Here is a 19,564-nt window from a genome sequence, read left to right as displayed (position 1 = left end):
GCTGTTATGTGCTGGCTTTATTTTCTTAGCATTAATTCACCAGTATCAATTATTAGTTTTTCAATATTCAAATCAAGTTTATTTCTTTTCACCTTTTCTTTGAGCATTTCAAACCTTTTTAAGATTGTTGAGTGAAAAAAATTGAATCTTTCAATTTCATTAAGGTTAAAAAAATTCTCTTGGTCAATTATTATAGGAATTCCTATAGATTTCTCTTTGCGCCTGTAACTCCCCATTTCTTTTAAAGCTTCGCGTAAATAGGGAATAGGCCTTACATAAAATTCAAATAAGATAAGATGAAAATCTTGACCGTATGTTTGCCATTTCATCGATTTTAGTTGTTGATGCAGACCTTCGTTTCCCCAGAGATATGTTTTTACAATTTCTTTTTCAAGTTCTCCTATTTGAAAATTTGCATAAAATCCAAAAATATTATCATCTACAACTTCTGTCATAATTCTAAGGTAGTTTTTTTAAGCTTGCACATAACTTATATATACTCAGTTTCTAAGCCAAAAACAAAGTATATCTGTCTTTTTTAGCTGTATATATTCAACTATAGTTGAGTATTATTTTTTATAAATCGTCAAAAGGAGATTTAATATTTTGAATGTTTTTAGTACTAACATATTGATTTCTCAGGAAGTTTTTTTATTTTGGCGATAGCCAATTTATACTTTCTTCACGTATTGTGTAATAATTACGATGGTTTGACCATCAACTCTACCTTCAATATATTCAGCGTTTTCGTGGTCTAGTCTAATGTTACGAACAGCAGTTCCTTGTTTTGCCACCATACTAGAACCTTTTACTTTCAAGTCTTTGATTAGAACTACGGAATCTCCTGTGGCTAGAATGACACCGTTGCTGTCGCGGTGAATCACTTTGTTTTCGTCTTCTTCGCCTTCGCCAGTGGCTTGCGCCCAAGCTAAAGTATCTTCATCTAAGTACATCATATCCAGCAATTCTTTTGGCCAAACTGCTGCACGCATTCTGCTCAACATTCTCCAAGCGACAACTTGAACAGCTGTGTGTTCACTCCACATACTATCATTTAAACATCTCCAATGGTTTAAATCTACATTGTCTGGATTTTCAATTTGGTCAATGCAAGTACTGCAAGCCAAAATACTTTCGTCGGCTCCCCCTTTTTTTGTTGGTAAAACTTGATAAACTTTTGAGTTTTCGGTTGCTCCGCAAAGTTCACATTGAGATCCGCTACGTTTATTTAATGTTCTTTCCATTGTGTTGTTGTCTATTTTTATTTTTTGCAAAAATAGGGCTAAAAAATGCCTTTTAGCTAATTTATACTAAATACTATTTTTTTACACGTACGGAATCAGGAACTAGCAATTCATATTCACCGCCATTTCGAAGCACGTCTCTGACTATACTTGAACTAATAAAAGACGTTTTTGCGGCTGTTAATAAAAACACGGTTTCTATTTTTGATAATCGTCTGTTGGTATGAGCAATTGCTTTTTCGAACTCAAAATCTGCTGGATTTCGAAGTCCACGCAGGATAAAATTGGCTTTAATTTTATGACACAAATCAATCGTTAATCCTTCATAAACAATGATAGAAACCTTTGGTTCATTTTTAAAAGTTTCTTCAATAAAACGTCTTCTTTCTTCTAGCGAAAACATATATTTTTTCTCTGCATTGACGCCAATGGCAATAACAATTTCGTCAAATAGTGGAATTCCTCTTCTGATAATATCTTCGTGACCTAAAGTAATTGGATCAAATGATCCCGGAAATATAGCTTTTCTCATTTTAATTATTATTTATTTGTTTTTCAATTCTCCTGTCCGGAATAATCCAAATTAGGGCAACTGTGGTGTATAGTAATCCAGAAATCCAAGGTGAAACAAATGCCAATGGAACGGCTGAAATATAACAAGCTAGCGATATTTTACCTTTTTTATCTTTTTCAACAGCTTTGTATAAAATTGAATCCTTGCCTTCTAGTTTTATAATTTTATTTTGAAGAATCGTATAGGAAATAGCACACATCAATAAGATAATACCATAAACGCTCATTGGAACTGCTGCAAAATCCTGAGAACCAATCCAGCTTGTGCCAAAAGGAATCAAGGACAACCAAAAAAGCAAAAAAAGATTACCCCATAAAATCGAACCGTTAACTTTTTTTACAACTTGGAACATATGATGATGATTATTCCAATAGATGCCCACATAAGCAAAACTCAAAACATAACTCAAAACAACAGGAATTAATGGTTTTAAAGATTCAAAACTATTGTCGTTTGGAACTTTTATTTCCAAAATCATTATGGTGATAATGATAGCTAATACGCCATCGCTAAAGGCTTCGAGTCTGCTTTTATTCATATTTTATGTATTAGGTAATGCTAATTCTATGGCGTTGCTGAACAAATCTTCTAATGAAATTCCAGCTGCTTTGGCTTGTTGTGGAATCAAACTTTCGGTGGTGAGGCCTGGAATGGTGTTCATTTCAAGCATATAAGGTTCTCCGTCCACAAATATAAATTCGCTTCTGGAAAAACCTTTCATTTTCAAAACTTCATAAGCGCGTTTAGCCACTTCGCTTACTCTTTTTGTCATTTCGTCTGAGATTCTGGCTGGCGTAATTTCCTTTGATTTTCCTTGGTATTTGGCTTCATAATCGAAGAAATCATTTTCTGAAACAATTTCGGTGATGGGCAAAACAATTACTTTACCTTGATAATTGATGACTCCAACAGAAACTTCGGTTCCGTCAAGGAAACTTTCGATGATGATTTCGTTGTCCTCTTTGTATGCGATTTCGATGGCAATTGGCAACTCGTTTGCCGTTTTTACTTTGGAAATTCCAAAACTGGAACCTGATTTATTTGGTTTTACAAAACAAGGTAAACCAACAGTTTTTACGATTTCGGCAGTATCTATGTGATCTCCTTTGTTCAAATAATAAGAAGTGGCGGTTTTGATTCCGTAAGGTTTCAAAACCGAAAGCAAATCGCGTTTGTTAAACGTCAATGCTGATTGATAATAATCGCAGGAAGTTTGCGGCATTCCAATTAATTCAAAATAGGCTTGCATCAAACCATCTTCGCCCGGAGTTCCGTGAATGGCATTGAAAACACAGTCGAAAGTGATTTTAGTTCCGTTTACTGTAGTTGAAAAATCATTTTTGTCTATTGGAAATTCAGCATCTTTGTCATCGACATAAACCCATTTTTCTTTGAAAATATGGATTCGAAATCCGTTAAATTTTGTTTTGTCAAGATATTGAAAGACAACGTTTCCGCTGATTAAGGAAATTTTATATTCGCTTGAATATCCGCCCATTATGATGGCAATGTTTTTCATATTTTTAGGTATCGGGTTAGTCCCGATAGCTATCGGGACTGGGTTTTGGGTAAATAAAATGTTATTGTTAGTAGGATGTTTCTAGCCCTGATGGAAGCGGCATCCCACGCTTTTTAGCGTGGATACAGCGTACAGCAGGAAAAAGCTCCTAAAAACTATTAAACAAAATTAGAATTTTTTTTCGAACGAAATAGCTTTATCTTTGTCACTTATAAAAATAAATTTATGAGTTTACGAAAATATCTTAGCAGTCGCGTATTTTTTGTACAAGCATTAGCTGCTCTTGTCCTACTTGCCGTTTTGAGTTATTTGTTTATGCATTGGTTGACTTTCACCACAGATCACGGTCACGAAATCACGGTGCCGAATTTAGCCAAGTTGACCGAGCAACAAGTGGAAGACAAACTAGACGAGTTGGATTTAGATTATGTGCTTTTGGATAGCGTGGATTACAATAGTGATTTTCCTAAGTATTCTGTGGTGGAGCAAGATCCTTTGCCTGGAGCCAAAGTAAAAGAAGGCAGAAAAGTATATATCAAGATTAATGCTTCGGGCTTTTCGTCTGTGCGAATTCCTGATTTGATTGATAAAACCTATCGTGAAGCTGTGCCAACATTAAAATCATTGGGACTTGAGGAAGGAACTATTACTTATATTCCGAATCTTGGAAAGGATATGGTTTTGGAGATGCGTTTCAAAGGAAGAAACCTGAAAGTGGGCGACCGAGTTTTGAAGGCTTCCAAAATTGATTTGGTGCTGGGCGACGGCAAAGAAAGTTATGTAGAAGAAGTGGACACTACAGCCACACCAACAGAAGTAATACCTACCAATGCACAATAATATTGACACTACAGAAGATTTAGAGGACGAATTATACGAACATTATAGATTTGACATTCCCAAAGGGCAATTGCTCCTGAGAATCGACAAATACTTGATGAATATGATTCCGAATGCGACGCGAAATAAAATTCAGAATGCGGCAACTGCCGGCGATATTTATGTGAATGATCTTCCCGTAAAATCGAATTACAAAGTAAAACCCTTTGACGTGGTGCGCATTATGTTGTCGCATCCGCCGTTTGAAAATAGGGTAGACCCTGAAGATATTCCGCTTGACATTGTTTATGAGGACGACGCACTTTTGCTGGTAAACAAACCACCTAATTTTGTGGTTCATCCCGGTCACGGTAATTATACGGGAACTTTAGTGAATGCTTTGGCGTTTCATTTTGAGAATTTGCCAATGAACAGCAGTGAGCGTCCAGGACTGGTTCACCGAATTGATAAAGACACCTCGGGACTTCTTGTCATTGCCAAAACTGAAGCTGCGATGACGCATCTTGCCAAGCAATTTGAAGCGAAAACTTCCGAAAGAGAATATATTGCGCTAGTTTGGGGAAATGTGGTTGCCGATGAAGGAACGATTGAAGGCAACATTGCCCGTCACGTAAAAGACCGCATGCAAATGTCGGTTTTTGCAGATCCCGAAATTGGGAAACCTGCAGTGACACATTATAAAGTTTTGGAACGTTTTGGTTATGTGACTTTGGTTTCTTGTATTCTTGAAACGGGAAGAACACACCAGATTCGGGTTCATATGAAACACATAGGTCATCCTATTTTTAATGATGAGCGTTATGGCGGTCATTTGATTTTGAAAGGAACCACGTTTACCAAATACAAACAATTTATAGATAACTGTTTCAAAGCTTTGCCAAGACAAGCTTTGCACGCCAAAACACTTGGTTTTGTGCATCCTACCACAGGAGAGATGATGCGTTTTGACACTGAATTGCCACAGGATTTTCAGGATTGTATTGAGAAATGGAGAGGGTATTCGAAATCACATATGGTTGAGGAAGAGGAATAGTTGTTGAGATTGGTCCACGGATGACGCGGATTTTGACGGATAAAAACGGATTTTTTAATGAGAAATAAAATAAAAAGCTTCAATTGAGGCTTTTTTTGTGGGTTACTATTTAAAGTTACAATTCCTTTTCAAAGCATACGCTATTTTCAACCCCTTCATACTTGCCAAAATTTGGAATGGTGTTGTAGTGATTCTTTTTATAAAGGGCGATGGCTTCGGGTTGGTTTTTGCCTGTTTCTAAAACACATTTTTTAATTCCAAGTTCTTGGCACCAAATTTCTAATGCTTTTAGAATTTTAGATGCAATTCCTTGCCCGCGTTTTTGTAGTGGAACAAACATTCGTTTGACTTCCATTGTGTCTTTTGAATAGGTTCTCAGCGCTCCACAACCAATGGGTTTGTCTTGGTCGTAAGCCACAATAACATAATTTAGAGTGTTGGTTTTATTTAAAGCGGCATAAAATGAATGTTCATCGCCGTCACGTTCCTGTAGTTCAATATCTAACAGTTTTACCAATTCCTGAAAATTTGTATCATCAGAAGTTGTTCTTTTGGTAATAATCATGATGGGGGGGGTGTTGCTTTTTAGTTCGTCAAATGTGTCGGTTGCAGTATGCCATTATTTTAAAGTCAAGTTCAACAAGCAAGTATTTGTTGTCAACAAACCTGTAAATATCTAAACATTTAAAGTGGTCTTTATTTCTGAATTCTCTTCTGGCTTTTTCAATTCTAATGTTGTCCAATCTGATGCTATTTTCTAACCTGATTTTTCTGTCCACTTCAGTAATAATATTTTCCTGAAGTTCAGAAATTTCTTGTAGCTTATCACATTCTCCTTTAAAAAAGTCATCAAGAAGGTATTCGAAATCCTGTAAAATATGATTAAATGCTTCGATTTTTTGGTTTGGCAGAAATCCATTGTGTTTTTTTTTGTCAGTAAATCCAAGATGGTCAAGATAAAAAGGATGGTTAACTATGCAATTGCCATATTGGTAAAGGATTTGACTTGTAGAAAAGCGATAATCAACAATAAATTTTTTATTCTTATTTTTGTAAGAGGCTAAACTAAAATGGCTATCTGAATTGTCACCAAAGTTATATTTATCAAACTCAAAGCCATATTCCTTCAAAAAAGGATCTAATAATTTAAGCCCATTTGATAAGTCTTCTATTAATAGCATTTTATATCAATTTATAACTGTGACAAGTCAATTTTATTATGCTCTGATACTATGGATTTGGTCGTTTACAATCCAATTTGTACTATCAAATGTAATTAAAATCAGTTAGATACACAAACAGAGAAAGAATACTTTAAAACTAATTTCATTCCTACTGTTGGCTATTTAATTCTTGATTTATAGACAACAATAATACCTGTTCTTAAAATTTCAATCGATTTCGTAAAAGTAAATGTAAATTTCATACACATAATCTTGTTTTTTGGATATTAATGCACCTAGAAGCACTTTATTTTTTATTATATTTACTGTCGCATTAAGTTTACCTATAAAAATAAATTTCAATAAAAATATAAATGAAAAGAGTATTAGTTGCTACAGGAGGTGGAGATTGTCCTGGTTTAAATGCTGTAATTAGAGCTATTGTAAAAAGAGCATCGCAAGAGAAAGATTGGGAAGTCATTGGAAGTATTCAATCATTTGATGGTATTTTACGGGAACCAACCGAAATAATGATATTAGACGAAAAAGCAGTTTCAGGTATTCACGTAGATGGCGGAACTATCATTGGCACAACCAACAAAGGTGGACCATTTGCGTGGCCAATAAAAAACCAAGATGGAACCTGGAGTGCTGTTGACCGTTCTGATGAAATGATACGTAAATTGCAGTATATGGGAGTGGATGCCGTTATAAGTATAGGCGGAGATGGATCTCAGAAAATTTCTCAGCAACTTTTTGAAAAAGGATTGAATATTATTGGAGTTCCAAAAACCATAGATAACGATTTATCTGCAACCGATTTTACATTCGGATTTCAAACAGCGGTTCAAACAGCTTCTGAAGCTGTTGATAAATTAGTCACAACGGCCGCTAGTCACAATCGTGTTTTAGTTCTAGAAGTAATGGGAAGAAATGCGGGTTGGATTGCTTTAAACGCAGCTATTGCAGGTGGAGCTGAAGTATGTTTAATTCCTGAAATTCCTTATGACATTGAGGTTGTTGCGAAAAAATTACAAAGTCGATACAACAGTAGAGGAAAAGGAAATGCCATTGTTGTAATAGCGGAAGGAGCAATACCCAAAGGAGGAACCTTATTATCAGAAAAAAGTAGTGAAATTGGATATGAAAATCTTCGTTTAGGAGGCGTAGCCCATAAATTAGTGAATGATTTAAAATCAATAGGTTTTGAGGCAGATATGCGCGAAACAGTATTGGGACATTTACAAAGAGGCGGAATCCCAACAGCTTATGACAGAATATTGGCTACCCAATTTGGCGTAAAAGCATTTGAAATGGTTCTGGAAGGAAAATTTGGCGAAATGGCTGCTTATAGACATCCGGATATTATTTCGGTACCTTTTAAAGATGCTATTGACAATCCTAAATATGTTGATCCAAATTGCGATTTGGTGACAACTGCTAAAGGTGTTGGAATAAATTTTGGTGATTAATTTATCAAACTAAAATAGTCTTTCTTCCATGGTTTCCAGGGCAAACGCACCAATTATTTTTTTTGCCACGAATTACACTAATTTTCACTAATTTTAGTGATTCTAAAAATAAAATTTGCTTCGCCTGTTCGCTTCACTCCAGTCACGAATTTTATCTGCATTAGATAGATTCGTGGAATATATACCATCCAAATTTGTGTCAATTCGTGTAATTCGTGGCTGATTTTTTGTGTAGAATTAGATTCAAAATCAAGCACTATAGAGTGAACCCTGCACAATTTTCCTGCGTTCAATTTCTTTCTCCATATAGGTTTGAATATTCGATTTATTCAAGCCCCAATTGGGCGCAATGAGCAAATCCCAATCCGAAATTCCAAACAAACGTTGAATAACGATATCAGGACGCAAGAGCGGAAGTATTTCACAAAGCAAATCGGTGTATTCTTCTAAACTGAAAAGTTTAAAGGGATTTTTCTTGTATTTTGCTCCCATAATTGAGCCTTCGACAATGTGTAAATGATGGAATTTGACAAATTTTATTTGTGGAAAACGGTTGATTTCGTGAATGTAATTCAACATCATTTCTCGTGTTTCCCAAGGGAAGCCAAAAATGGTATGGACACACAAATCAAGCTTGCTGTCTTTTAATAATTCTACTGCGGCAACAAATTCGGCGTGACTGCAACCTCGATTAATTTGGTCTAAGGTTTCGTCATAAATTGATTCCATTCCCATTTCTAAATCCACGTCAAATCGATCACAATAGCTTTCTAGCAAGGCTACTTTTTCAGCATCAATGCAATCAGGGCGAGTGCCTACAGAAAAACCAACAACATCCTCGGTATTTATGGATAATGCCTCGTCGTACATCGTTTTTAAATAGTGAACTGGCGCATACGTATTAGTATTTGGCTGAAAATAAACAATGTATTTATCGGCTTTGTAATAGGTTTTAGCTCGTACCATTCCATCCTTTAACTGCGCTTGCATCGTGATTGAAGTTCTGGAAATTTCTGGCGTGTACGAATCGACATTGCAATAGGTGCAACCGCCGTAGCCTTTACTTCCGTCTCGGTTGGGGCAGGAAAAACCACCATCAACAATTACTTTATAAACACGCTGTCCGTTGTATTTTTTGCGCAAGTGCGCTCCGTAATTATTGTATCCTTTAACTTCTAAATCGGGTGTTGTGCTCATTCTTCAAAAATACGAAATTCGATTTGCTATTACAGTTGAAATTTGTAAAAAAAACTCAGTGAAACGCGTTTAAAATTAAGTGTCATTATTAAAAAGGAAAAAAGAAAACAGCCACGAATTTCACGAATATAGCACGAATTTCTATTTTAATTTTTAAAAAAATTAGTGAAATTAGTGAAATTCGTGGCGAAAATTTTTAAAAGTGTTTGCTCTGGTAAAAACTAAAATTTCTTACTTTTTGAAACTAATTTCGTCCAAAGCAATAGTGTATTCTATTCTTTGATTATTGTTGATGTCCCAGATTTCCATTTTTATTTGGGGAATTTTCTTTTTCCAGTCTATGGTTAGCATTCCAAAATGATTGTCCATAATTGGGCCTTCAATGCGATTTTTGTTAGGAGTGGCAAATAACCAAGTGGAGGAAAGTCCGCTAGCAGTAACATCATAAATGGGATACAAATCAGGCGCAGTAAGTTTTGAAATTTCGGCATAATGAACGTCGCCGGTTAGGAACAAAACTCCGTTTGCTTTTGTCTTTTTGATTAAATCCAGAAATCTGTGTTTCTCTAAAGGGAAGTTTGGCCAGCCTTCATAGCCATTGTATTCAATGGCAAACTGTGAGCCAGAACCAATCAGCCGTAAGTCAGCAGGTTTCTTTAATTCTTCTTCCAGCCATTTCCATTGTTTTGTGCCTAAATAAGTGGAGTCAGGTTCTTGTTGAGGTGCATAATCCAATTCATAAAAATACCTTTTATCATTGGCAACTTCCCCTTGATATTTTCTATAATCATCTCTAAATGTGCGGTTATCAAGTAAGATTATTTGCAGTTTCTTTCCATTGGTTTCATACATGTACGAAGTGTAAATGCCTTCGTGCTTTCTTCTTTCGGAATCTTTGGGTTCATTAAAGAATTTTAAGAATATTTCTTTTGATTCTGTTTTGAAAGGATAATGTCTTCCAATATCATTCAAACCATAATCGTGATCGTCCCAAGTGGCAATAATAGGTACATTTTTCTTCAAATTTTGGAAAGAGGGTTTTGCTGCCAATATGTTGTATTTCATTTGAAGCGTATCCATACTTTTGGTGTCTCCATAAATGTTGTCTCCAAGAAAAATGAATAAATCCGGCTTGTGTTTTACTACAAAATCAAATATTGGTAAAGGATGATTTTCGTGTGCGCAAGAACCGAAAGCAATTTTTGAAATGTTCTTTTGTGAAAAACAGGATATGGAAATCATCAATATAACGATTAAAGCCAAATGTCTTTTTTTGTTCATTTTTCTATTTTTTATTTATTTCGAGTCGCATCAGCAAGTCAGTTTGGATATCATTGCCCAAAGTAAAAATATGTTTGTCAAATTCGACAAAACCATTTTTTGAATAAAATTGAAGTGCTCGGTGGTTTTCTTCCCAAACGCCTAACCAAAGGTAGTCAACTCCACTTTGGTGTGCAGTTTTTACAGCTTCGTCAAGTAATAATTGCCCTATTTTTTTTCCTAGAAATGCTTTTACAACATAGATTCTATGGATTTCTATTGCTTGGTTGTTGAATATTTCGGTTTGGGTCTTCCCAAAATTAAGTTTTAAGTATCCAATGGTTTTCTTGTCCAAAGTGGCAAGATAAAATGCTGATTCAGGATTATTTATTTCTGAAGCCACTTGTTCAGAATTGAAATTTTCCCGGACATAATTCTCCATATTTTTGGGCGTGTTTACATCCGCAAAAGTTTCGACGAAAGTTTGCTTGCTGATTTCTTGGATGGATTCAAGGTCGGAAATTGTTGCTTTTCTAATTATAATTGGGCTCATAATAATATTGAAAGTTCTATTTGTATTTCATTCAAAAATACATAAATAAAATGAGGGAGAATTTTCATTTTCGGTTTTTCAATTTGTACTTTTGAAACTTTGAATCAAGAGAATCCTAAACTATGAAAATTGTCATATCACCAGCCAAATCCTTGAACTTTGAAAAGCTTTTGCCTACCAAAGAACATTCGGAAGCACTGTTTCTAAAAGAAGCACGCCAAGTCCATAAAGTTTTGAAGCAAAAATCTCCCGCAACACTTTCGGAATTAATGGACATTTCGGATAAATTGGCCGAATTGAATTGGAAACGAAATCAAGATTGGAAAACTCCTTTCACTCCTGAAAATGCTCGTCCAGCAATTTTTGCCTTCGATGGGGATGTCTACACAGGATTGGATGCGTATTCGATTCCAACCGAAAAACTAGAAGTTTTACAAGACAGTTTGCGGATTTTATCGGGTTTATATGGACTCTTGAAACCTTTGGATTTAATGCAGGCTTACCGATTGGAAATGGGAACTAAGTTACCCATTGGCGAAAGCAAAAATCTTTACGAATTTTGGAAACCAATAGTCACAAAAGCATTAAACAAAGAACTTCATAAGGGAGAACTTTTCATCAATTTAGCAAGCAACGAATATTTCTCGGCAGTTGATGTAAAAGCTTTAAAAGTTCCAATAATTACTCCAGAATTCAAGGATTATAAAAACGGAAAACTAAAAATAATCAGTTTTTTTGCTAAGAAGGCTAGGGGATTGATGGTTCGTTACATCATTGATACTAATGCAAATACCGTCGAAGATTTGAAAGGTTTCAACTATGAAGGTTATCAATTTGATGCTAATTTATCAAAAGGGAATCAGCTTGTCTTTACGAGATAGTTTTCTGGTAACAGTTTGCTATCCGCCTTCTGCAAGCTGCCACCTGATTTAATGCATAGCTTCAGCCATATCAATTTTATTTTTTCCTTTTTTGATCATCAAAATAAAAGGAATGCAAAGCAAAAACAGGATTCCTAAATACATAAAAATATCCATATATGTCAATACGGAACTTTGAACCATAACTTTGAACTCAATGGCTTTATAGGCTTTTGATAAAGCTTCATTGAAAGTAAATCCTTTTGCCATAAATCCTTGTTGCAGTTTTTGTACCGTTTGTTGCACTTGAAAAGAGGTTTGGTCTAGATGTGAAATCAAATTTACCCTATGTTGTTGATTGAATATTGCAATAAAAGTCGTGATAATGGCAATTCCAAAGGAACCTCCTAATTGTCTCATCATACCTGTAAAAGCGGCTCCTTCGCCAATATGTTTTCCCTTGAGTGTCGATAAAGATAGTGTCGTGATGGGTACAAATAATAATCCTAATCCAACACCTCTTAATATTAATGGCCAAAACATTTCCTCGGCACTGGTGTCAGGGGTAATGATGTTATGCATCCAAAACGTAAAAAAGAAAAATATCATAAATCCTACGGCTACCATATAAGCCTGAGGTACGCCTCGTTGTATCATTTTACCAATAAAAGGCATCATAATTCCAGTAGTTATAGAACTCGGAATCAATAATAAACCTGCATCAGTAGCACTCCATCCTAAAACTGATTGCGTATAAATAGGAACTATGAAAGTAGATCCATACAATCCAAATCCCATAATGAAACTCATAATGGTTCCCACTCTTAAATTTGTGTTTTTTAATACTTTTAAGTTGACAATTGGGTGTTTATAGGTTAGTTCTCTTTTAATAAAAAGAAGTAATCCAAATAGAGAAACAACACTTAAGCTAAGAATCAAGTTGTCATTAAACCAGTCGTCTTGTTGTCCGTGTTCCAAGACGAATTGCAAGGAACCGATAAAAGACGCCAGATAGAAAATTCCCCACCAATCGACTTGGTTGGCTTTGAGTTTGTCGCCATATTTTGGACTTTTAACAAACATCAACGTCAATATTGTAGCAATAATCCCAATAGGAATGTTGATGTAAAAAATATAAGGCCAAGAAAAATGATCCACAATATAACCTCCCAAAGGCGGACCCAATGTAGGTCCCACAATTACGCCCATACCATAAATGGCTTGCGCCATTCCTCTTTTGGCAACAGGATAACTTTCGGTAATAATGGTTTGTGCAGTCACCAACAATGCTCCACCGCCAAGTCCCTGAATAAATCGGAAGGCGACGAGTTCCCAGATATTATCGGCATTTCCACATAAAAAAGAAGCTACCGTAAAAATAATGATGGAGGCAGCAAAATAATTTCGCCTTCCAAATTGCTGTGAAAGCCAACTCGTCATTGGAATTACGATTACGTTGGCAATAGCATAAGCAGTAATTACCCAAGCAATATCCGTCAGTGTGGCGCCAAGGCTTCCTCGCATATTGTTTAAAGCCACGTTTACAATTGTGGTATCTACAATTTCAAGCAAGGCACATAGAACGGCAGTTACCGTAATAATTATCCTTCTGAAACCATATTCTACTAATTCGTCTTCCACCTTTTTTGCTGTTTTTTATGAATTATTTTGTCTTTTCCTGTGAATAGCAGTATTAATCCAAATGAACATCAACTTCCACATTCATTCCCGGACGCAATAATTTTATTTTTTCGGCATCGTTTGAGGCATTCAAACTTATTTTTACAGGCAATCTTTGAATGGTTTTCACAAAGTTTCCTGTAGCATTATCTGGTGGCAACAAGGAAAATTTAGAACCGGTTGCTGGCGAAAATGAGGTAACCGTTCCTTCAAAATCATAATTAGGATAAGCATCCACTTTTAGTGTTACTTTTTGTCCAATAACCATTTTGTTCAATTGTGTTTCCTTGAAATTTGCAATTACCCAAGCCGTTGTATTGTTAATTATGTAGAATAACGATTGTCCCGGTTGCACTAATTGTCCCGGTTGGATGTCAATTTTAGAAACCTGTCCATCGATGACAGCCGTGATAACGGTATAGGTTAAGTTTAGTTTTGCCGCATCCAGTTGCGCTTTGGCTCTTTTGATATTGGCCGCAGCCACTTCGGTTTGTTTGTTCGAAACATTCGATTTGGCTACAATCGCAGATTTTTGATAGGAACTTGCTTTTTGTTGTTGTTGCAAAATACGAACCTGATTTTCAGCTTCTTGTTTGGCAGTCAAAGCTTGTTCGTATTGTTGTTTTGTAATGGTATGATTTTTATACAAATTGTTGTATCGGTCGTAATCATTGGTCACTTGATTCAACCTTATTTTTGCCGATTCAATATTTCCTCCTGCCGATTGCACATTCGCATCAGAAACAGAAATACTAGCCATTGCGCTACCAATATCAGCTTTTGCCACTTCATAACTACCTTCGGCTGCTGCCAATGCTGCATTTGCATCTTCCACTTTTAATTGATAATCGCGAGTATCGATGGTAAATAAAGTATCACCTTTCTTCACAAAATCATTGTCTTTGATGTAAACTTTGCTTACATATCCAGAAACTTTAGGAATGATTGGGTTCATATTTTTCTCTATTTGAGCATCATCAGTACCTTCGTGTGACAAGGAATGAATGTATTTGAAAACGCCATAAGTACCGCCTACTAGAATCAATACGGCAAATATGATAATGAATTTTTTATTTGTTTTTTTCTTTTCCATAAGAGATTTCGATTATATTTTTGAAAGGTTGAAGGTTTGTGATAATTGTCCAGTCACAGAAAGCAACTCATAATATTTTTGAATGATGTTAGCTCTGGCTAAAGCATTATTGATTTTTGAGCTTAGTTGTTCCACATCAGCTTCGAGTAAATCATTCGTGTTCGAAAGTCCGTTGTCGTATTTGTCTTTTACGATTCTGTAATTTTCCGATGATTGAGCCGCAGCTTCAAGGTAAACCTCATTTTGTTTTAATGCCAAGTCATAGTCTTCAATGGCCTGCTTCACTTGTACTTTGATATTATCGGTAAGGATTTCTTTGTAATTCTGAGCTTCAAGCGATTTACTTTCCGCGATTTTTACATTAGTGCCATTTTTTAAAATACCACTCAAATCATAAGAAACTCCTACTCCAAAATTCATTGCGTTTTGAATTGTAATTACATTTTCCAATCCCAAAGAAGCATAACCTCCCAGAAGTGAAACGGACGGATAATAGGAGCTTCGCGCCATTTTTACTCCAGCTTCCCTAGCTTTTTCTTGAAATCGCACCGCTTCTAAATCCTTGCGATTTTCCAATGCTGGTTTTTCATCCGTAGGAACATTATCCATCTGGAAATTGATAAAATCGCTTTCGTTGATTTTTAATTTTGTTTCTGGCGACAGTTTCAAAAGTGAAACCAAATAATAGTTTACGACATTCAAATTGTTGTTGATTTCGTCAATAGACAATTGTATTTTCGAAAGCTGTAATTGCGATTTCAACAAGTCGTTTCTTGGAATAATTCCATTTTTTTCCAATTCGATAAAATCTACCACGCGCTGTTCTGCTTGCTTTTGATTGTCTTTTAACAATTCCAAAGTTTTTTGGGCCTTGTACAAACTGGCATAATAATTTACCACCCGCATCGCAATTTCTTCTTTAGTTTGCGCTGCAGTTGCTGTTTCGGCTTGGTACAAATTTTCGGAAATCTTGATGTTGTTCTGCGTTTTAAAACCAGCAAAAACAGGAAGGTTGGCATTGATTTGTCCAATTAATAACTGATTTCCGGCTGGAAAAGGAGTTCCACTTTGTTTAAATTTTATGTCAACCGTTGGGCTAATAAAATTTTGATATTGGCCCGAAAGCTTCATATCAGGATATTGGGTATTCTTTTTCGATTGTAATTCGTATTTCGAAGAATTTACTTTTGAATTTGCCAAGTTGACTTCGTTACTTTTCGACCACGCCATATGAATGGCTTCGTCGAGCGTTAAACTAGTTTTTTCTTGTGCATCTATGGATGAAATTCCAATAAAGTAAACCCCCAAAAGGAATAATTGACTAATTTTCATATATCAAAAGGGCTTTTATGGTTTGTTGAATGTGCTTTTTTAAATCGGTTTTTATGTAATTGTTGAATGCTTCTCCGGTTTTTAGGTCCAATAATTCTTCAAAGAAGGGTTTGTTCATATAGAAATGGAAGTATGTCCCAAGAATTGTTGGCAATATAAGCGGAATTATGACATCTTTTCTGAACACGCCTTTGGCTTGACCTTCTTGAATAATAAGTTCCAATGATTTTAGGTTTGACTTTTTTATTTCTGAAAAAGACTGCATATCCAAAACTCGTTTCTTTGATGCTAATTCAAAATGAAGAATGCGGTAAATTCCTTTGTGACAATTGATGCGATTGATGTATAGCTCAATTAGTTTATTTATTTTTTCAACAGGTTCGAGGTCTTCTTCTATTAAATTTACTAATAGTTCTTTTAGTCCGGAAGTTTTATATAAAATCAAGGCTTCCAATAAATGTTCCTTGGAACCAAAATAATACGAAACCATAGCGATGTTAATCTTCGCTACTTTTGAAATATCTCGAATCGAAGTTCCGTCAAACCCTTTCTCAGCAAATAGCGTTTCTGCTACTTCGAGGATTTGAATTTGTTTGTCGTTTAAATCTGTTTTCAAGGCGTTTTGGTTTTAAAAAAGGCAAAATTAAACAAGCGTTTAATTTAAACACTTGTTTAATTTTATTTAACTTTTTTTTAACGGTTGTTTAGAGACAATTTTTGGGTTGTAATACTGCTTAAATTAGTTTTTTTGAAAAAAAACAGTTGCAAGAACATTCTCTCGCAACTGTTTAATCAATTAGCTTTGTTTGGATTAATTCATTTCCACAGTAATTGGTAAATCATAAGCAGTTCGCACAGGTTTTGAATTAATCATTCCCGGAGTCCATTTCGTTCTCAAGGATTTCAAAACCCGAATAGCTTCTTTACCTAATCCGTATCCAGGATCTCTTTTTACTTGAATACTGGTCATACTTCCGTCTTTTTCAATCACGAAGGATACATAAAGTTTCATTGTGCTGATACCGTCGATGTCTGGTTTTTCATAATTATTGCCAACATAATTATAGAATTTTTGCATTCCACCCGGGAATTCAGGAAGTTTATCCAGCGCAGACGCAGTAACTATAATATTTGGATCTACTATTGGCAATGTTGGATTTTCAACGGTTCCGGTTGTATTGTCTGTTCCAGTTCCGCCTGCTGTTCCTGGATTTAAAGGATGATTTTCAATTGTGTTATTGGTTGGAATAGCAGTAATTACATCTGGAGTTGCAGAAACAACTAATGGTGACAAAGCAGTAGGTTCTTGAGGTGTTTTAGCTTGACCTGTATTTACTTGTGTTTTGGGTTTTATTGGCTCCACAAAATAATGCGTAACAGTAATGGGTTCGTCAATGATTGGCGCGACATTTGTTATTATTGGCTTCTCGAGCAAATTAGATAATGTAAAAACAACACCAAAAGCAGAAATCAATAAAATCCCTGAGAAAAACGCCATTACGGTAGTTTTTGAACTGTCGCGGCGCAACTGGTAGGCGCCATATTCTTTGTTCCTGTTTTCAAAAACAAGGTCAATCCAGCTGGTTTCGTAAATACTTAATCTAGACATAATAAATGGTTTTAAGGGTTAAGTATCTATTGAGTCATATGCAGCTGTTTTAACATAGAACGAAAATAATATGTAATATAATATATAAAATGTTGTTTATTTTGTAATTATTTTAACAAGAAGAGTAAGGTTCTTTATTTTTGGGTTTGAATGAGGTTTACAGTGATAATGGAACTCCATTTATCAAAGTTAATTTTGTTGCTGAAATGGCTCACTACTTATTCTAGGACAAAAAAAATAGTCTCGTTTTTAAAGAATACTTCTTCTGGGGATATTATATAAAAAAAATGGCGAGTAGCCATAAATGTCTTTTTTTAACAACGTGTCGCGGCTTTGCGAGGTTGCGAACTTCGTAACCGATTATTTTCCGTTAAAGATAAAAATTCTTGCGAAACGTAAACGTGAACTTACAACAAAATTCGCAATTGCGAGAAACGGCTGTTGGCAGATCGGTTTTTTATTTATTCCAATTTTCGGTTTCGCTTCCGCACCGCTTTTAAGTCGGAAACAATTATAATTTTTTTAATATGAATTCATATATAGCGATAATTGCAACTACAATTCCAAATACCCAAGATGCGATTTCAAGAAAAGACCTTTTAGGCGGATTACTTGCTATTGTTTTACTTGCATTATGTATCTCAGGATTAATAAAATCACTTTTCGACGATTGAATTCCGTGATTATCTCCTCCTATATAATTTCCCTTAATAGAAATGTTAGTTGTTTTTTCAGATTTTTTTGATTTGCTTTCTTTATCGGATTCTAAATACTTAAACCAACCGCCATTTTTCATTTCAAGTCCTTTAGATGTTAATTTAATACTATTTGTATTAGGTATTAGTATATTTAAATATCCTTTTCCTTCTAAATATCTAATTATTGTGTCTATGTCTTTTATGGGAATATTAAATTCTTTTGATGTTTTACTTTTAAAATCAAGCATTATGGTAGCTCTCATTTCTGCAATATCAAATAGACGTTGTATTATTTCATTATTCATTACCAATCTGATTTTTAAATTATTTAGTCAAACATTTTAAAAATTCAATTAACTTATAATTATCTGAATATGATTTGTCAAAAATATAAAGTCTAGCATCTGTTAATTCATTATTTTTTAATAATTCTAGGTCTGAATCGTTTAATTTAATAAATGCAGAATACAAATAACCTAAGTCTCCATCGTATTTAGTATCAAGCCTTTCATCTGGTTTTTCTATTTTTTTATTATTTTTCAGAAGTAATATAACCCCTTTTTCATTTAACCCAGATACAGTAGCCCCATATACACCAATACTTAAATAAAATGATTTAGATCCATTTTTTTCAATTTTAAATATAGATACTAAGTCTCCAGTTGAAGCTTTATACTGTATTGCATTTGTAAATTTATCTATACTTTTTTCTATTTCTTCACAATAAAAGTCTGCTGGAAGTACTATGCCTCCAATTATTTCAAAAAGAAAATCACGATCATAAGTAGGGTTATAATCATAGTATAATATGCCGATATCTTTGTTTTCTAATACTAGCTTGTAACGTTCATCTTGTATTTCATCAGTATAAGGAATTGCTTTAGTTACTGTAAAATTTTTATTAACTAATGATTTATATTTAGAATAAGGGCTTGATTTATCATAAGTTTTTGATAGTTTTTCATCTTTAAAAAAACCTTTATATCCATACATTTGATTCAGTTCATCTTTCATAGGTAATACCCTCACTTGCTTACCAATTAATAAATCAACATGCTTACCTACAAAATTTTGTGAAAAACAAAATTGAATAACTATTAAAAATAAAAGGTTAAATATTTTTCTCATATTATTTATTTTAAAATGTGTGTTTTTTTTATTTATTTTCATTCTGAAATATATTATCTTTAATTTCATTTTCCCTAAACTGTCTGCCAACGTCAGACTGTGAAAAAACTTCCGTTTAGCATAAACAAATATAGTAAAATAGTTGTTCAAAAGCAGGTTTTTTCGTATTTTTAAGAATGCAACACATCACAGGAATTTCCCGCCATCAGATGCGTATTTCTAGTTTAGAAGACGCCATTTCTGCTGACAATCAAGTACGTTTTATAGATGCCTTTGTAAATAGTATAGAACTTTCTAAACTAGGTTTTG

At 34.6% G+C, this 19,564-nt stretch carries 21 protein-coding genes; 4 read left to right on the top strand and 17 right to left on the bottom strand.

The window, feature by feature from the left end:
* Nucleotides 1–17: 17 nt before the first annotated feature.
* The 5 genes from ACH2BV_RS05740 to ACH2BV_RS05720 form a co-directional block, all read right to left on the bottom strand.
* The gene (locus ACH2BV_RS05740) at nucleotides 18–455 is read right to left on the bottom strand and encodes a hypothetical protein (protein WP_395049770.1); all 438 of its coding nucleotides are present in this window, start codon (nucleotides 453–455) and stop codon (nucleotides 18–20) included.
* A 216-nt stretch (nucleotides 456–671) separates the two neighbouring features.
* Nucleotides 672–1,244 carry a PhnA domain-containing protein gene (locus ACH2BV_RS05735; RefSeq protein ID WP_395049769.1) on the bottom strand — a complete coding sequence of 191 codons (573 nt, stop codon included), beginning with the start codon at nucleotides 1,242–1,244 and terminating at the stop codon, nucleotides 672–674.
* A 73-nt stretch (nucleotides 1,245–1,317) separates the two neighbouring features.
* Nucleotides 1,318–1,776 (bottom strand): pantetheine-phosphate adenylyltransferase, encoded by a 459-nt coding sequence (coaD, locus tag ACH2BV_RS05730; protein WP_395049768.1) that lies wholly within the window; start codon nucleotides 1,774–1,776, stop codon nucleotides 1,318–1,320.
* A gap of 1 nt (nucleotide 1,777) precedes the next feature.
* On the bottom strand, nucleotides 1,778–2,356 hold the full coding sequence (locus ACH2BV_RS05725; RefSeq protein ID WP_395049767.1) for a TMEM175 family protein: 579 nt from the start codon (nucleotides 2,354–2,356) through the stop codon (nucleotides 1,778–1,780).
* Between the two features lie 3 nt (nucleotides 2,357–2,359).
* The gene (locus ACH2BV_RS05720; protein ID WP_395049766.1) at nucleotides 2,360–3,337 is read right to left on the bottom strand and encodes a D-alanine--D-alanine ligase; all 978 of its coding nucleotides are present in this window, start codon (nucleotides 3,335–3,337) and stop codon (nucleotides 2,360–2,362) included.
* Nucleotides 3,338–3,562: 225 nt separating this feature from the next.
* Here ACH2BV_RS05720 and ACH2BV_RS05715 point away from each other — a divergent pair, with 225 nt between their 5' ends.
* Both ACH2BV_RS05715 and ACH2BV_RS05710 read left to right on the top strand, forming a co-directional pair.
* The gene (locus tag ACH2BV_RS05715) at nucleotides 3,563–4,177 is read left to right on the top strand and encodes a PASTA domain-containing protein (RefSeq protein ID WP_395049765.1); all 615 of its coding nucleotides are present in this window, start codon (nucleotides 3,563–3,565) and stop codon (nucleotides 4,175–4,177) included.
* Entirely contained in the window at nucleotides 4,167–5,210 is a 1,044-nt protein-coding gene (locus ACH2BV_RS05710) for an RluA family pseudouridine synthase (RefSeq protein ID WP_395049764.1), read from the top strand. Before ACH2BV_RS05715 ends, ACH2BV_RS05710 begins: the two co-directional genes overlap by 11 nt.
* Nucleotides 5,211–5,325: 115 nt before the next feature.
* Here ACH2BV_RS05710 and ACH2BV_RS05705 read toward each other — a convergent pair whose 3' ends face one another.
* Together ACH2BV_RS05705 and ACH2BV_RS05700 are read right to left on the bottom strand one after the other, a co-directional pair.
* Nucleotides 5,326–5,775, bottom strand: coding sequence for a GNAT family N-acetyltransferase (locus tag ACH2BV_RS05705; protein WP_395049763.1), 450 nt, complete (start codon nucleotides 5,773–5,775; stop codon nucleotides 5,326–5,328).
* 28 nt (nucleotides 5,776–5,803) lie between these two features.
* Nucleotides 5,804–6,391, bottom strand: coding sequence for a hypothetical protein (locus tag ACH2BV_RS05700; protein ID WP_395049762.1), 588 nt, complete (start codon nucleotides 6,389–6,391; stop codon nucleotides 5,804–5,806).
* A 356-nt stretch (nucleotides 6,392–6,747) separates the two neighbouring features.
* On the opposite strand from ACH2BV_RS05700, the gene ACH2BV_RS05695 reads away from it, so the two are divergent.
* The gene (locus tag ACH2BV_RS05695; RefSeq protein ID WP_395049761.1) at nucleotides 6,748–7,845 is read left to right on the top strand and encodes a 6-phosphofructokinase; all 1,098 of its coding nucleotides are present in this window, start codon (nucleotides 6,748–6,750) and stop codon (nucleotides 7,843–7,845) included.
* Nucleotides 7,846–8,094: 249 nt separating this feature from the next.
* On the opposite strand, the gene ACH2BV_RS05690 is transcribed toward ACH2BV_RS05695, so the two are convergent.
* The 3 genes from ACH2BV_RS05690 to ACH2BV_RS05680 form a co-directional block, all read right to left on the bottom strand.
* Nucleotides 8,095–9,042, bottom strand: a complete 948-nt coding sequence (locus ACH2BV_RS05690; protein ID WP_395049760.1) for a TIGR01212 family radical SAM protein — start codon at nucleotides 9,040–9,042, stop codon at nucleotides 8,095–8,097.
* A gap of 231 nt (nucleotides 9,043–9,273) precedes the next feature.
* On the bottom strand, nucleotides 9,274–10,323 hold the full coding sequence (locus ACH2BV_RS05685; protein WP_395049759.1) for an alkaline phosphatase D family protein: 1,050 nt from the start codon (nucleotides 10,321–10,323) through the stop codon (nucleotides 9,274–9,276).
* Nucleotides 10,324–10,327: 4 nt separating this feature from the next.
* Complete coding sequence (locus ACH2BV_RS05680; RefSeq protein WP_395049758.1) at nucleotides 10,328–10,855, bottom strand: GNAT family N-acetyltransferase; 528 nt, start codon at nucleotides 10,853–10,855, stop codon at nucleotides 10,328–10,330.
* 122 nt (nucleotides 10,856–10,977) lie between these two features.
* On the opposite strand from ACH2BV_RS05680, the gene yaaA reads away from it, so the two are divergent.
* Nucleotides 10,978–11,736 carry a peroxide stress protein YaaA gene (gene yaaA / locus ACH2BV_RS05675; protein ID WP_395049757.1) on the top strand — a complete coding sequence of 253 codons (759 nt, stop codon included), beginning with the start codon at nucleotides 10,978–10,980 and terminating at the stop codon, nucleotides 11,734–11,736.
* Between the two features lie 48 nt (nucleotides 11,737–11,784).
* Here the strand turns inward: yaaA and ACH2BV_RS05670 are convergent, their stop codons facing one another.
* From ACH2BV_RS05670 to ACH2BV_RS05640, 7 genes are all read right to left on the bottom strand, one after another.
* Nucleotides 11,785–13,356, bottom strand: coding sequence for a DHA2 family efflux MFS transporter permease subunit (locus ACH2BV_RS05670; protein WP_395049756.1), 1,572 nt, complete (start codon nucleotides 13,354–13,356; stop codon nucleotides 11,785–11,787).
* Nucleotides 13,357–13,408: 52 nt separating this feature from the next.
* Nucleotides 13,409–14,488 carry an HlyD family secretion protein gene (locus ACH2BV_RS05665; protein WP_395049755.1) on the bottom strand — a complete coding sequence of 360 codons (1,080 nt, stop codon included), beginning with the start codon at nucleotides 14,486–14,488 and terminating at the stop codon, nucleotides 13,409–13,411.
* 12 nt (nucleotides 14,489–14,500) lie between these two features.
* Entirely contained in the window at nucleotides 14,501–15,820 is a 1,320-nt protein-coding gene (locus tag ACH2BV_RS05660; RefSeq protein WP_395049754.1) for a TolC family protein, read from the bottom strand.
* Nucleotides 15,810–16,436 carry a TetR/AcrR family transcriptional regulator gene (locus tag ACH2BV_RS05655; protein ID WP_395049753.1) on the bottom strand — a complete coding sequence of 209 codons (627 nt, stop codon included), beginning with the start codon at nucleotides 16,434–16,436 and terminating at the stop codon, nucleotides 15,810–15,812. The genes ACH2BV_RS05660 and ACH2BV_RS05655 overlap by 11 nt, the downstream gene beginning before the upstream one ends.
* A 195-nt stretch (nucleotides 16,437–16,631) precedes the next feature.
* Nucleotides 16,632–17,429, bottom strand: coding sequence for an energy transducer TonB (locus tag ACH2BV_RS05650; protein WP_395049752.1), 798 nt, complete (start codon nucleotides 17,427–17,429; stop codon nucleotides 16,632–16,634).
* Nucleotides 17,430–17,940: 511 nt separating this feature from the next.
* Nucleotides 17,941–18,432 carry a hypothetical protein gene (locus ACH2BV_RS05645; RefSeq protein WP_395049751.1) on the bottom strand — a complete coding sequence of 164 codons (492 nt, stop codon included), beginning with the start codon at nucleotides 18,430–18,432 and terminating at the stop codon, nucleotides 17,941–17,943.
* A 19-nt stretch (nucleotides 18,433–18,451) separates the two neighbouring features.
* A complete protein-coding gene (locus ACH2BV_RS05640) occupies nucleotides 18,452–19,297 on the bottom strand; it encodes a hypothetical protein (RefSeq protein WP_395049750.1) in 846 nt (281 codons plus the stop codon).
* Between the last annotated feature and the right edge of the window lie 267 nt (nucleotides 19,298–19,564).

Source organism: Flavobacterium sp., from assembly GCF_043780635.1.
Taxonomy (GTDB): Bacteria; Bacteroidota; Bacteroidia; order Flavobacteriales; family Flavobacteriaceae; genus Flavobacterium.
Note: the sequence above shows the minus strand (reverse complement) of the source record. Positions and strands in the feature narration are given on the sequence as shown.